Annotated in this window: 13 protein-coding genes; 8 read left to right on the top strand and 5 right to left on the bottom strand. The window is 68.6% G+C overall.

Features of this window, described 5'->3' with window-relative positions:
* The first annotated feature begins 12 nt into the window (after nt 1–12).
* Nucleotides 13–1,515, top strand: coding sequence for a M20 family metallopeptidase (locus tag LVB87_RS00460; protein WP_232898964.1), 1,503 nt, complete (start codon nt 13–15; stop codon nt 1,513–1,515).
* 127 nt (nt 1,516–1,642) lie between these two features.
* Nucleotides 1,643–1,903 (top strand): hypothetical protein, encoded by a 261-nt coding sequence (locus LVB87_RS00465; protein WP_232898965.1) that lies wholly within the window; start codon nt 1,643–1,645, stop codon nt 1,901–1,903.
* Nucleotides 1,904–1,959: 56 nt separating this feature from the next.
* Here the strand turns inward: LVB87_RS00465 and LVB87_RS00470 are convergent, their stop codons facing one another.
* On the bottom strand, nt 1,960–3,372 hold the full coding sequence (locus LVB87_RS00470) for a mannose-1-phosphate guanylyltransferase/mannose-6-phosphate isomerase (RefSeq protein ID WP_232898966.1): 1,413 nt from the start codon (nt 3,370–3,372) through the stop codon (nt 1,960–1,962).
* 47 nt (nt 3,373–3,419) lie between these two features.
* Between LVB87_RS00470 and LVB87_RS00475 the strand changes: the two genes are divergently transcribed.
* Both LVB87_RS00475 and murU read left to right on the top strand, forming a co-directional pair.
* Nucleotides 3,420–4,460, top strand: a complete 1,041-nt coding sequence (locus tag LVB87_RS00475; RefSeq protein ID WP_232898967.1) for a phosphotransferase — start codon at nt 3,420–3,422, stop codon at nt 4,458–4,460.
* The gene (gene murU, locus LVB87_RS00480) at nt 4,457–5,158 is read left to right on the top strand and encodes an N-acetylmuramate alpha-1-phosphate uridylyltransferase MurU (protein ID WP_232898968.1); all 702 of its coding nucleotides are present in this window, start codon (nt 4,457–4,459) and stop codon (nt 5,156–5,158) included. Before LVB87_RS00475 ends, murU begins: the two co-directional genes overlap by 4 nt.
* Nucleotides 5,159–5,160: 2 nt before the next feature.
* Here the strand turns inward: murU and hda are convergent, their stop codons facing one another.
* Genes hda through LVB87_RS00495 form a run of 3 tightly spaced genes read right to left on the bottom strand, consistent with a single transcriptional unit; the run spans nt 5,161 to nt 8,107 of the window.
* A complete protein-coding gene (gene hda / locus LVB87_RS00485) occupies nt 5,161–5,859 on the bottom strand; it encodes a DnaA regulatory inactivator Hda (protein ID WP_232898969.1) in 699 nt (232 codons plus the stop codon).
* An 11-nt stretch (nt 5,860–5,870) separates the two neighbouring features.
* A complete protein-coding gene (locus LVB87_RS00490) occupies nt 5,871–7,022 on the bottom strand; it encodes an AI-2E family transporter (RefSeq protein WP_232898970.1) in 1,152 nt (383 codons plus the stop codon).
* Nucleotides 7,022–8,107, bottom strand: coding sequence for a DUF2066 domain-containing protein (locus LVB87_RS00495; protein ID WP_343223401.1), 1,086 nt, complete (start codon nt 8,105–8,107; stop codon nt 7,022–7,024). The genes LVB87_RS00490 and LVB87_RS00495 overlap by 1 nt, the downstream gene beginning before the upstream one ends.
* 118 nt (nt 8,108–8,225) lie before the next feature.
* On the opposite strand from LVB87_RS00495, the gene purM reads away from it, so the two are divergent.
* The 4 genes from purM to LVB87_RS00515 are packed head-to-tail and all read left to right on the top strand — an operon-like array spanning nt 8,226 to nt 11,416.
* Entirely contained in the window at nt 8,226–9,260 is a 1,035-nt protein-coding gene (purM, locus tag LVB87_RS00500; RefSeq protein WP_343223402.1) for a phosphoribosylformylglycinamidine cyclo-ligase, read from the top strand.
* A gap of 2 nt (nt 9,261–9,262) precedes the next feature.
* Complete coding sequence (purN, locus tag LVB87_RS00505) at nt 9,263–9,913, top strand: phosphoribosylglycinamide formyltransferase (protein WP_232898972.1); 651 nt, start codon at nt 9,263–9,265, stop codon at nt 9,911–9,913.
* Nucleotides 9,914–9,935: 22 nt separating this feature from the next.
* Nucleotides 9,936–10,736: a DUF3108 domain-containing protein gene (locus tag LVB87_RS00510; RefSeq protein WP_232898973.1), complete on the top strand. Its 801-nt coding sequence runs from the start codon at nt 9,936–9,938 to the stop codon at nt 10,734–10,736.
* Nucleotides 10,737–10,738: 2 nt separating this feature from the next.
* Nucleotides 10,739–11,416, top strand: coding sequence for a DUF3108 domain-containing protein (locus LVB87_RS00515; protein WP_232898974.1), 678 nt, complete (start codon nt 10,739–10,741; stop codon nt 11,414–11,416).
* 69 nt (nt 11,417–11,485) lie between these two features.
* Here LVB87_RS00515 and murA read toward each other — a convergent pair whose 3' ends face one another.
* Nucleotides 11,486–12,760: a UDP-N-acetylglucosamine 1-carboxyvinyltransferase gene (murA, locus tag LVB87_RS00520; protein ID WP_232898975.1), complete on the bottom strand. Its 1,275-nt coding sequence runs from the start codon at nt 12,758–12,760 to the stop codon at nt 11,486–11,488.

Below are 12,760 nucleotides of genomic sequence, written 5' to 3' on the forward strand. Positions count from 1 at the left end.
CAGGATCCACGCATGGACCGCCCCTTCGACGCCCCCGCCATCGAAAAATACGTCGACGGCAAGTGGGACGACGACATCGTTCCCCGCCTCGTCGAGTACATCCGCATCCCCAACAAGTCGCCGATGTTCGACGCCGACTGGGTCAAGAACGGGTACATGGAAGACGCGGTCAAGCTGATGGAAGGCTGGGCGAAAGCGCAGACCATCCCCGGCATGGTGGTGGAGGTCGTGCGCCTGGAAGGCCGCACGCCGCTGATCTTCCTCGAGATCCCCGCGGCGAACGGCGGCAGCGACGACGACTGCGTGCTGCTCTACGGCCACCTCGACAAGCAGCCGGAGATGACCGGCTGGGATCCGGACCTCGGCCCGTGGAAGCCGGTGATCAAGGGCGACCGCCTGTACGGTCGCGGCGGTGCCGACGATGGCTACGCGATCTTCGGTTCGCTCGCCGCCATCCTCGCGCTGCAGGAACAGAAGGCGCCGCATGCGCGCTGCGTAATCCTGATCGAAGCCTGCGAGGAGTCCGGCAGCTACGACCTGCCCGCCTACGTCGACCACCTCGCCGATCGCATCGGCAAGCCCTCGCTCGTGGTCTGCCTCGACTCGGGCTGCGCGAACTACGAACAACTCTGGTGCACCACCTCGCTGCGCGGCCTGGCCGGCGGCAACCTCACCGTCAAGGTGCTGTCCGAAGGCGTGCACTCCGGCGATGCGTCCGGCATCGTGCCCTCCAGCTTCCGCATCCTGCGCGACCTGCTCTCGCGCATCGAAGACGAAGACACGGGCCGCATCCTGCTCGATGGCCTGTATTCGCAGATTCCGGCCGAGCGCCTCGCGCAGGCGAAGGAAGCGGCGAAGGTCGTCGGCACCGCGGTCTACGACAAGTTCCCGTTCCTGCCCGGCATGGTGCCGATGGCCGAGGACCTCTCCGAGCTCGTGCTCAATCGCACCTGGCGCCCGGCGCTCTCGGTCACCGGCGTCGACGGCATGCCGCCGCTCTCCTCGGCCGGCAACGTGCTGCGTCCCTTCACGGCGGTGAAGCTCTCGCTGCGGCTGCCGCCCACCCTCGACGGCAAGCGCGCGGGTGAGCTGCTCAAGCAGACGCTCGAACGCGACCCGCCCTACGGCGCGCAGGTCTCCCTGGACCTCGAAAAGGCCTCGACGGGCTGGAACGCCCCGGCGCAAGCGCCGTGGCTGACCCAGGCCATCGAAGACGCGAGCAAGGAGTTTTTCGGCCAGCCCGCGATGTACATGGGCGAAGGCGGCACGATCCCCTTCATGGGCATGCTCGGCGAGAAGTACCCCGACGCGCAGTTCATGATCACCGGCGTGCTCGGCCCGCATTCGAACGCGCACGGCCCCAACGAATTCCTGCACATCCCGATGGGCAAGCGCGTCACCTCCTGCGTCGCGCGCGTGATCGCCCGCCACCACGAGGCGAGCCAGCGCGGCGAGACCGCGGGCAGCGCGGCGAAGGCCGGCGGCGAGCACCACGGCGAGCACGGTTGCTGCTGACCCCGGCTCCTGGATCGCCCCGGAACACCCCCGGGGCACGGGGCCGGGCCCGGCCCCCAATGCTGCGCCGCACACCCCGTTAGCATCCCCTCCCGGCGCCATCCGGCGCCCCTAGTGGAGGGGAACCATGTTCGACGGACTCCTGATGTACATCGTGGGTGGTGCGGTCATCGGCATCCTGGCGCGCTTCTTCAAGCCCGGCGCGGATCCGATGGGCTGGATCATGACCATCGTGCTCGGCGCGCTGGGTGCGGCGGCGGGTGGTTACATCGCAGGGATGCTCGCCATCACCAACACGATGATGGTCTGGGGCATCGCGATCCTTGCCGCGATCGTGCTGCTGTTCCTCTGGGAAGCGATCCGCGGCAAACGCCCGCGCACGGCCTGAGCCCTCGCCCCTGTTCCGGAGAACGCCCCGCCCCCGCGGGGCGTTTCTTTTTTGCGTCAGCCCGTCCGGCCGTAGGCGTCCTCGTAGCGGACGATGTCGTCTTCGCCGAGGTAGTCGCCGGACTGCACTTCGATCAGCTCCAGCATCTGCTCGCCGGGATTCTGCAGGCGATGGCGCTCGCCGATCGGGATGTAGGTGGATTCGTTCGCGCGCAGGTCGAAGACATCGTCGCCGCGCGTCACGCGCGCGATGCCGCGCACGACGATCCAATGTTCGGCGCGGTGTTTGTGCGATTGGAGCGAAAGTGTCGCGCCCGGCTTCACCTTGATGCGCTTGACCTGGAAGCCTTCGCCGACGTCCACGGAGTCGTAGCTGCCCCACGGGCGATGCACTTCGCGATGCAACGACACCTGCGTGCGCTGCGCGGCCTTCAGCTGCGCCACCACGTCCTTGACCTGCTGCACGCGGTCCTTGCGCGCGACGAGGACCGCGTCGTCGGTTTCCACCACGACCAGGTCGTCCACGCCGACCAGCGCGACCAGGCGGCGCGCGTAGGCATAACTGTTGCGGCTGTCGACCGAGATGACGTCGCCCTGGTGCGCATTGCCGTCGGCATCGCGCGCCGTCACGTCCCACAGCGCCGACCAGGACCCGACGTCGTTCCAGCCGATGTCCACGGGCAACACCATCGCCGCGTCCGTGCGTTCCATCACCGCGTAGTCGATGGAGTCGGACGGGCAAGCCGCGAAGGCCGCCGCATCCAGGCGCACGAAATCGCCGTCGCGCTTGGCCGCATCCAGCGACGCGCGACAGGCGGCGACGATGTCGGGACGGAAGCGTTCGAGTTCTGCGAGCACCACCGACGCACGGAACAGGAACATGCCGCTGTTCCAGTAATACCCGCCTTCGCGGACGTAATGTTCCGCGGTGGCGTGGTCGGGCTTCTCGACGAAGCGACGCACGTGACGCACGCCGCGCGCGTTGGCGTCCGCTTCGATGTAACCGAATCCGGTTTCCGGCGCCGTCGGCACGATGCCGAAGGTGACGAGCTTGCCTTCGGCCGCTGCCGCGCTCGCGGTATGCACGGCGACGCGGAACGCATCGACGTCGCCGACAACGTGGTCGGACGGCAGCACCAGCAGCAAGGGATCGGCGCCGTCGTCCAGGGCCTGCAACGCGGCGACGGCAATCGCCGGCGCGGTGTTGCGCCCCACGGGTTCGAGCACGATGCGCGGCACGGGCGCGCCGACGAGGCGCAACTGCTCGGCCACGAGGAATCGATGGGCTTCGTTGGCGACCACGATCGGGGGCGTGTCGCCCGCAAGCGGGGCGGCGCGCAGCCACGTGGCCTGGAGCATCGTGTCCTCGCCGACCAGCGGGAGGAACTGCTTCGGATAGGCTTCGCGCGAGAGCGGCCACAGCCGCGTGCCCGAACCGCCCGACAACAACACCGGCTGGAGTGGGATCATCACCGTCTCGCCCGTTTCATTGCCGGCAGTTTAACCTTCGCGCACTTATGACCGATACCGCCGCCACGCCCACGACCCTTCCGCGCGAAACGCAGCGCCTGGACTGGGCCCGACACGCCACGCACGACGCCGACCTCGGCCTCGCGCGCGCTTCCGCCGACGCCGGCTTCCGCAGCTACTGGCGCACGACCGGCACCGAGCCGAGCCGCATCGTCATGGACTCGCCGCCCGACAAGGAAGACGTGAAGCCCTGGCTGCGCATCCGCGCGCTGCTCGAAGGAAACGGCGTGCGCGTGCCGCACCTGCTCGCCGAAGACACCGAACACGGTTTCCTGTTGCTCGAAGACCTCGGCCCGGACACCTACCTGCACGTCCTGCATGCCGACAACGCCGATGCCTTGTTCGACGATGCGATCACGCAACTGCTGCGCATCCAGGCCACGCCGATCCCCGAAGGCATGCCGGTCTACGACGAAGCCTTGCTGCTGCGCGAACTGCGCCTGTTCGACGAGTGGTTCCTCGGCAAGCACCTGGCGATCGTGCCGGACGTGCACGACGAGCAGACGCTCGAGCGCGTGCATCGCGTGCTGATCGACGCGGCCCTGGCGCAACCGCAGGTGTTCGTGCATCGCGATTTCATGCCGCGCAACCTGATGCCCGCCGCCGACGGTCCCGCCGTGCTCGATTTCCAGGATGCGGTGAAGGGCCCGATCGCCTACGACCCGCTGTGCCTGTTCAAGGACGCCTTCGTCAGCTGGCCGCAGGCGCGCATCGATGCATGGCTCGATCGCTACCACGCGCGCGCCGTCGACGCAGGCCTGCCGGTGCCGCCGCTCGAACGCTTCCGCCGCGACGTCGACCTGATCGGCGTGCATCGCCACCTCAAGGTGATCGGGATCTTCGCGCGCCTGCACCATCGCGACAACAAACAGCATTACCTGGAAGACGCGCCGCGCTTCTTCGCCTACCTAGACCACGTGCTGCCGAAGTATCCGGAACTCGCGCCGCTGGCCGAATTGATCGAACGGCGCGTCAAACCGACGCTCGTCGAATACGCGCACTGGACCGACGGAACGGGCGACGAATGAAGGCGCTCGTCCTCGCCGCCGGCCTCGGCGAACGCATGCGGCCGCTGACGAACACGACGCCCAAGCCCCTGCTCGAAGCAGGCGGCAAGCCCTTGATCGCCTGGCATCTCGAACGGCTCGCCGCCATCGGCGTTCGCGACGTCGTCGTCAACACGAGCTGGCTCGCGCCGCGCTTTCCCGAAGTGCTTGGCGATGGCGAACGCTGGGGCCTGAAACTCCATTTCGTGTACGAAGGCCCGACGCCGCTCGAGACCGGCGGCGGCATGCTCAACGCATTGCCCTTGCTCGGCGATGCACCGTTCCTCGCGGTCAACGGCGATGTGTGGACGGACTTCGATTTCGCGCGCTTGCCAAAGGAGCCTCGCGGCGTCGCGCACCTGGTGCTGGTCGACAATCCGCCGCAGCATCCCGCCGGTGATTTCGCACTGCATGCAGGCGGACGTGTCGACGATGCAACCGAAGGGCGCCTGACGTTTTCCGGCATCGGCCTCTATCGCCCGACCTTGTTCGACGGTTGGCGCGAGATCATCGGCAACGCCCTCGGCGCGGACGAAACACCGCCCCGCTTCCGCACACCGCCCTTGCTGCGCGCCGCGATGGCGCGTGGCGAGGTCGACGGCATGCACCACGCGGGGCGATGGACGGATGTCGGCACGCCGCAACGCCTGGCCGAGCTCGACGCTGCGCTGCGCGCCTAAGCCTAGCCTTCGCCCAAGGTCTGCTTGAGGAACGGCACGGTGACGCGTCGCTGCGCTGCGAGCGACGCGCGATCGAGCACGTCGAGCAATCCCGTCAGCGTGACGAGGTCGCGCCCGCGCCGACGCAGCAACCAATCGATCGCCGCATCGTCGAGCGACAAACCGCGCCGACGCGCGCGTTCGCGCAACACTTCGCGCCGCGCATCGTCGTCGAGCGGCGTCAGCACGATGCGCGCGCATTGCGACAGCCGCGAGCGCAGATCGGGCAAGGTGAGGGGCAGCGCGTCAGGCGCCACACTCGCCGTATAGAGCACGCCGGCACCCGCCGCACGCGCACGATTATGGAAATCGAACAGCGCCACTTCGTCGTCGCGATGGCCCGCGATCGCATCCAGGCCGTCGAGCGCAACGAGCGCGCGATCGTCGAACGCCTCAAGCGCATCGCGCAATCGCCCGGCCGCGGCCTTCAAGGGCACGTAGGCCGCAGCGCGCCCCGCCGCTTCCGCAGCCGCGCACGCAGCCAGCGCGAGATGCGTCTTCCCCACACCCGCCGGCCCCGCGACATACACCCAATCCGCCCCCTGCACGCCGGCCAGGGCCTGCAATTGCGCGAGCGCACCAAGCGGTGGTGCGACGAAGGCCTCCAACCGCTGGTCCGGCGGATAGCGCAGGGCCAGCGGCAGCTGCGGAGCAGGCGACATCGTGCGTGGGATCAGACGTGGTCGTCGTTGGGCGCAGGACGATCGATGCCCGCGTCGACGAACTCGTCGAGTTCGATGCCCGGCCGATCGCCCGCGTACAGGCGGCTGTGCGTGTAACGCTCGTGCGCGTAGCGCAACAGCACGTTCGCGATCGCCGCCACCGGCAGTGCAAGCAGCACGCCGAGGAAGCCGAACAACTGCCCGCCCGCCATGATCGCGAAGATCACCGCGACCGGATGCAGGCCGATCTTGTTGCCCACCAGGCGCGGCGTGAGCACGTAGCTTTCGATCACCTGCCCGACGCCGAACACGCCCAACACCAGTGCGACGTGGTACCAGTCACCGAACTGCACGAGCGCCGCGAGCACGCCGAGGAACACACCCGTGGCCGGGCCGAGGTAAGGCACGAAGCTTACGAGCCCCGCGATGAATCCGATCAGCAGGCCGAGGTCCAGCCCCACCGCCCACAAGCCGATCGCATACAGCACGCCCAGCACCAGCATCACGCTGAACTGCCCGCGCAGGAAGGCGCCGAGCACCTGGTCGGATTCCTTCGCCAGGCGCGACACCGTGCCGATGTGGTCGCGCGGCACGAGCGCGGCCACGCGTTCCTTCAGCAGGTCCCAATCGCGCAGGAAGTAGAAGGTCAGGAACGGCACGAGCACCACGTTCGCGATCCACGCCACGAGCGCAAAGCCCGAGGCCGACAGGTACCCGAGCATGGTCGCGGCGATGCCGCCCGCGCGTTCCCAGTGATCGCGGATCAGCGCAAAGACGCGATCCGGATCCAGCCACGACAGCAACTGGAAGCCGGTCTTGCGTTCCACCCACGGCAAGGCAGTGCCGATGAACCAATCGCGATAGGTCGGCAGGGATTCGATCAGTGTGCTCAGTTGCTTTTCGACCAGCGGCAGCAGCAGGACGAGCGTGATGAGCACGGCCAGCGTCATCGCGCCGAACACGAGCACGACCGCGACGTGGCGCGACCAGCCGCGACGCTGCAGGCGATCCACCGTGGGATCGCCGAGCCAGCCGAGCAAGGCCGCGAACACGAAGGGCGTGAGGATCGGTGCGAGCAGCCAGATGACACAGGCCGACGCGACAAGGATCGCAGCCCATTGCCAGCGGCGGGCGATGGGCGATGCGGCGGGCGTGGTGTCCATCAGCGCAGGTGCAGCACGGGCACGGTGGAGCTGGTGGGCAGTTCGCTTTCGTCGGCGTAGAGCACTTCACCCGTGCCGAGCATGCGCTTGAGCCCCGGCATGCCCGTGATGAGGTCGAGTTCGACCACGAGCGCATCGGCATTCGCGCGCACCGGCGCGACGCCGCGCACGACGGTCAGGCCCTGCAGGTAGGACACCGCGCGCAGGTAATCCTCGCTGCTGCGGATGCCGTCGATCTGCACGGTGTAGCGGCCCGGTTCGCCGGCGGCCGTGCTGCGCTTGGCGTACTTCTTCGAGAGCGCGTCGGCGGCGCCGTCGGCGCCGGTGGCCATCGCGCGGCGCGCATCGGGCTGCGTGCCTTCCCAACTCGACAGCACCTTGCCGCTGTCGACGAAGGTCCATTCGGCCGTCCAGCCGCCTTCCGGCGCACGGTAGAGCTTGCCGATCAGCTGCATCGGCGGGGCATAACGCGAGGACAGGCGCGCGATCGCGGCGGTATCGCCGCGCCAGATCGCACCGACGGCCGCTTGTTCCGCGGCGCTGCCCGCCGGCAGGCCGAGGCGATAGCCGCGTTCGACCGCCCGGTCGAGCACCGCGCGCGCGGCGTTGGTCTGCGCCAGCGCGACCAAGCGCGGGCCGCGGCCGTCGTCGATGGCGAGCCACAGCACCGGCTTGGGGCGCGGTTCCGGCCAGATCGGCAGGCCCAGCGTGGCGGCCATGCCGTCCACCTGGTCCTGGTCGAAGCGGACGATCAGCGTCGTGGTGAAGGTCGGCGCGCCGGAGGGCGAGCGGCCTTCGTCCTGGCGGTAGTCGTAGCTTTCGACGTAATCGCGGGCGTGGCGCATTTCCTGGCCCACGCCGGGCAGGCCGGCGGCATTCTTGGTCCCGGTGAGCTTGCCCAGCACCTGCGACAGCGCGCGCGCGAACCCGGCATTGCGCTCGGCCTCGCCCTGCCCGTTGACGTTGATCTCGGACTGGTACGCCCCTTGCGCACCCGCACGATCGCCTTCCACGCGCTGCGCGAAGGCCGTGCCCAGCGCCAGCCACAACGCGAGCGCACCCACCAAGCGAATTGCCAGCCGCATCCTTCGTCCCTGCATGCCGATTCCGCGGTCATGGTGCCGCAGGCCCGCCCGTCGCGTCCAACCCGGGCTAAAATCGCGGCCCTTGCCGCATACCGGCGTTGCACGGCGATCCCCCGCAGTGACCACCCCCACTCCGCTCACCTACCGGGACGCCGGCGTCGACATCGACGCGGGCAACGCCGTCGTCGAACGCATCAAACCGCTGGTCAAGCGCAGCTTCCGGCCGGAAGTGATGGGCGGCCTCGGCGGCTTCGGCGCGATGTTCGACCTCTCCGGCAAGTACAAGGAACCGGTGCTCGTCTCCGGCACCGACGGCGTCGGCACCAAGCTCAAGCTCGCGCAGCAGCTCAACCGCCACGACACCATCGGCATCGACCTGGTCGCGATGTGCGTCAACGACGTGCTCGTGCAGGGCGCCGAGCCGCTGTTCTTCCTCGATTACTTCGCCACCGGCAAGCTCGACGTCGACACGACGGTCGCGGTCGTCGGCGGCATCGCGCGCGGCTGCGAACTCTCCGGCTGCGCGCTGATCGGCGGCGAGACCGCCGAGATGCCCGACATGTATCCGCCGGGCGAATACGACCTCGCCGGCTTCTGCGTCGCCGCGGTGGAAAAATCGAAAATCCTCGATGGCGCCAAGGTGCGCGCCGGCGACGTGCTGCTCGGCATCGCGTCCTCGGGTCCGCATTCCAACGGTTACTCGCTGGTCCGCCGCATCTACGACCGCGCCGGCCGCCCGGCCGATCTCGACATCGGCGGTCGCAAGCTCGTCGACGCGCTGATGGAACCCACGCAGCTGTACGTCAAGCCGATCCTCGAACTGATTGGCAAGCATGACGTACACGCGATGGCGCACATCACCGGCGGCGGCCTCACCGAAAACATCATCCGCGTGATCCCCGACGGCCTCGGCCTCGACATCGAAGCCTCTTCGATCGTGCTGCCGCCCGTGTTCGATTGGCTGCAGCGCGAAGGCGCGGTGCCGAACGAGGAGATGTGGCGCACGTTCAACTGCGGCGTCGGCTTCGTGCTGGTGCTCGCGCCGGGCGATGTCGCCGCAGTGTCTTCGGAGCTGGAACGTCTCGGCCTCGCGCATCGCCCGATCGGCGCGGTCGTGGCGGCCAGCGGCGACGAACGCGTGCGCATCGGCTGACGATGCGCCGCCTGGCGGTCCTCGTCTCCGGCCGCGGCAGCAACCTGCAGGCCCTCCTCGATGCCATCGCATCGGGCGCGCTCGATGCACAGGTCGTGGGCGTGTTCTCCGACAAGCTGCAGGCACCCGCGCTCGAACGCGTGATGCCTGCCTTGCGCTGGAGCCGCGATGCCAGGTCGTACGTGCATCGCGAGGAATTCGATGCCGAACTCGCCGATGCGATCGATGCCGTGCAACCCGATTGGGTGGTCTGCGCCGGCTACCTGCGCATGCTGGGCGATGCCTTCGTCGCGCGTTTCCGCGGCCGCCTGTTGAACATCCATCCGTCGCTGCTGCCGGCCTATCGCGGCCTGCGAACGCATGCGCGCGCCATCGCCGACGGCGCGACGGAGCACGGCGCCAGCGTCCACTTCGTCAGCCCGGAGCTCGATGCCGGCGCCGTCGTGGCCCAGGCCCGCGTCCCCGTGCTGCCGGGCGATACGCCCGACGCGCTGGCCCAACGCGTCCTGGGCATCGAACATCCGCTACTCGTGGCCGCCGTGAAGCTGGCCGTCGACGGGCGCGTGAAGGAAGACGGCGACCGGGTCCTGTTCGACGGTCATCCGCTGTTGCGTCCGCTGCGCGTAGATTCCGCCGGACTTTTGGTTCCATGAATACGCCCCGGCCCCTGCCTCGATGAACGCCCGCCCCGCCCTGTGGTCCGCCTGCCTCGCCGTGCTCCTGCCGGCGGCCGTGGCCGTCGCGTGGGCGCAGGAGGCTGCGCAGACCGCACCGCCCGCCCCCGCCACGACCACCACGGCGCCGCCCGCGGTCGAAGCGCCGGTCCGCACGCTCGCGCCCTTCGATGCGCGTTATGCGGTTTTCCGCGACGGCAAGCCCCTGGGCGATGCCACGCTGCAACTCGTGTCCCTGGCGAATGCCCGCTGGCGCGTGGACCTGCACATCGAAGCCACGCACGGCCTGCTCGGTTTCGCCGGGCTGGACCTGCAACAGAGCACCGTGTTCGACGTCAACGGCCCGCACTACCGTCCGTTGAGCCAGAGCACCGTGCGCAAGGCGCTGTTCTCCAAGCGCATGGCGACCGGCGTTTACGATTGGTCGCGCCATGCGGCGCGTTGGACGGGCGACGTGAAGAAAACCCGCCGCGGCGACGTGGCCCTGCGCGAAGGCGACATGAGCGGCCTGCTCATCAACCTTGCCGTGTTGCGCGACGCCACGCCCGGCGCGACGCTGCAGTATCGTTTCGTCGACGATGGCCGCGCACGCGACCAGCAGTACCGCGTCGCGACCGAGCGCGAAACGCAGCAGATCGAAGACCTGAATTACGCCGCGTTGCGCGTGGACCGCGTCCACGCCGGCGCCGATGTCACCACGTTGTGGGTCGTCGAAGACGTCCCGATGCCCATCCGCATCCTGCAGCGCGACGACGAGGGCGGCACCCTCGAATTGCGCCTGATCGATTATCGAGAGGTATGACCATGCGTCGATTGTTCGCCACGCTCCTCCTTGCGGCCGCCGTCGCGCTGCCCGCCTTCGCCGCACCCTCGGACCTCAAGCCCCTGGAAGCCGACTACACCGCCCGCTACATGGGCATGGAGGGCGCGGGGCACATTTCGCTCGCGCCGTCCGGCGGGCAGTGGACGTACACGCTGCGCATCAGCAGCAGCCTGGCCACGCTCAGCCAGAGCACCACGTTCGATGAAAAGGACGGCCACTGGCGTCCGCTGTCGGGGACCGACGCCGCAGCGGTGCTGATCAAGAAATCGAACAAGAACGCGCAGTACGACTGGGCGAAGGGCGAAGCGACCTGGTCGGGCGACGTGAAGCCCGATCGCGCCGGCCCGGTGAAGCTGCAGCCCGGCGACCTCGACGCGATGCTGCTGAACCTGGCCATCGCGCGCGACGTCAACGCGGGCAAGCCGCTGCACTACCGCATGGTGGACGACGGCCGCGCCAAGGACCTCACCTACACGGTGGTCGGCAAGGAAGCGATCAACATCGGCGGCAAGTCGAAGCAGGCGACCAAGGTGTCGCGCACCGACGGCAGGCGCGAGACGGTGTTGTGGATCGTCGACGGCCTGCCCGTGCCCGCGCGCATCCTGCAGCGCAAGGACGGTGCGGACGAGATCGACCTGCAGATCAAGTCGATGCCCTGAGCACCACGACGCACGCAAACAAAAAGCCCCGCGAATGCGGGGCTTTTTTTGTGCCGCCGGGAGCGTCCGTCAGACGCGTTTGATCCGCGCGCCGAGCCCCGACAGCTTCTCCTCGATGTTTTCGTAGCCGCGATCCAGGTGGTAGATGCGGTCGATCACCGTTTCGCCGTCGGCGACGAGGCCCGCGAGGATCAGCGACGCCGACGCGCGCAGGTCGGTCGCCATCACCGGCGCGCCGCTGAGCTGCTCCACGCCGCGCACGATCGCCGTATGCCCTTCCACGCGGATGTCCGCGCCGAGGCGCAGCAGTTCCTGCACGTGCATGAAGCGGTTTTCGAAGATCGTTTCGTTGATCACGCCCACGCCTTCGGCGATGCAGTTGAGCGCCATGAACTGCGCCTGCATGTCGGTCGGGAACGCCGGGTGGGGCGCCGTGGTGAGGTTCACCGCGCGCGGGCGGCGGCCCTGCATGTCCAGGGTGATGCGATCGTCTTCGACATCGATGTGCGCACCGGCTTCCATGAGCTTCTCGACCACCGCATCGAGTGTTTCCGGACGCGTGCGGCGCGCGGTGACGCGCCCGCCCGTCATCGCCGCAGCGACGAGGAAAGTGCCCGTTTCGATGCGATCGGCGACCACCGCGTGCTTCGCGCCATGCAGGCGTTCCACGCCGTGCACGACGATGCGGTTGCTGCCCGCACCTTCGATCTGCGCGCCCATCGCGTTGAGGCAGTCGGCGAGGTCCACGATCTCCGGCTCCATCGCCGCGTTCTCGAGGATGCTCGTGCCCTGCGCCAGCGTGGCGGCCATCAGCACGTTCTCGGTGGCGCCCACGCTCACCAGGTCGAACACCACGCGCCCGCCCTTCAGGCGACCCGCGCGTGCCTTGATGAAGCCGTGGTCGACGCTGATCTCCGCGCCCAGCGCCTGCAGGCCCTTGATGTGCAGGTCGACGGGGCGCGAACCGATCGCGCAACCGCCGGGCAGCGAGACTTCCGCCGCGCCGTATTTCGCGAGCAGCGGGCCGAGCACGAGCACGGATGCGCGCATCGTCTTGACCAGTTCGTAGGGCGCGACGTGGCTGGTGACGTGGCGCGCATCGACGACGATGCCGCTTTCCGTGCCGCGGCCGATGGTGCCCTGGTCGATGGTCAGTTCCGCGCCGAGGCCCGCGAGCAGCTTGGCGGTGGTGACCACGTCGTGGAGGTGCGGGACGTTGCTGATCTCGACGGGTTCGTCGGCCAGCAACGTGGCGCACAGGATGGGGAGCACGGCGTTCTTCGCGCCGGAGATCTGCACGTCGCCCTGCAGCGGCGTGCCGCCTTCGATCTGGATCTTCTGCAT

The organism is Lysobacter sp. KIS68-7 (genome assembly GCF_021284745.1).
Lineage (GTDB): Bacteria > Pseudomonadota > Gammaproteobacteria > Xanthomonadales > Xanthomonadaceae > Noviluteimonas.

Excerpts from the sequence above, each read along its gene's own strand:
- LVB87_RS00490 (WP_232898970.1), bottom strand. The coding sequence starts at position 7,022 with ATGGACACCACGCCCGCCGCATCGCCCATCGCCCGCCGCTGGCAATGG.
- LVB87_RS00470 (WP_232898966.1), bottom strand. The coding sequence starts at position 3,372 with ATGATCCCACTCCAGCCGGTGTTGTTGTCGGGCGGTTCGGGCACGCGG.
- murU (WP_232898968.1), top strand. The coding sequence starts at position 4,457 with ATGAAGGCGCTCGTCCTCGCCGCCGGCCTCGGCGAACGCATGCGGCCG.
- hda (WP_232898969.1), bottom strand. The coding sequence starts at position 5,859 with ATGTCGCCTGCTCCGCAGCTGCCGCTGGCCCTGCGCTATCCGCCGGAC.
- LVB87_RS00510 (WP_232898973.1), top strand. The coding sequence starts at position 9,936 with ATGAACGCCCGCCCCGCCCTGTGGTCCGCCTGCCTCGCCGTGCTCCTG.
- murA (WP_232898975.1), bottom strand. The coding sequence starts at position 12,760 with ATGCAGAAGATCCAGATCGAAGGCGGCACGCCGCTGCAGGGCGACGTG.
- LVB87_RS00495 (WP_343223401.1), bottom strand. The coding sequence starts at position 8,107 with ATGCGGCTGGCAATTCGCTTGGTGGGTGCGCTCGCGTTGTGGCTGGCG.
- LVB87_RS00465 (WP_232898965.1), top strand. The coding sequence starts at position 1,643 with ATGTTCGACGGACTCCTGATGTACATCGTGGGTGGTGCGGTCATCGGC.
- LVB87_RS00460 (WP_232898964.1), top strand. The coding sequence starts at position 13 with ATGGACCGCCCCTTCGACGCCCCCGCCATCGAAAAATACGTCGACGGC.
- LVB87_RS00475 (WP_232898967.1), top strand. The coding sequence starts at position 3,420 with ATGACCGATACCGCCGCCACGCCCACGACCCTTCCGCGCGAAACGCAG.
- purN (WP_232898972.1), top strand. The coding sequence starts at position 9,263 with ATGCGCCGCCTGGCGGTCCTCGTCTCCGGCCGCGGCAGCAACCTGCAG.
- LVB87_RS00515 (WP_232898974.1), top strand. The coding sequence starts at position 10,739 with ATGCGTCGATTGTTCGCCACGCTCCTCCTTGCGGCCGCCGTCGCGCTG.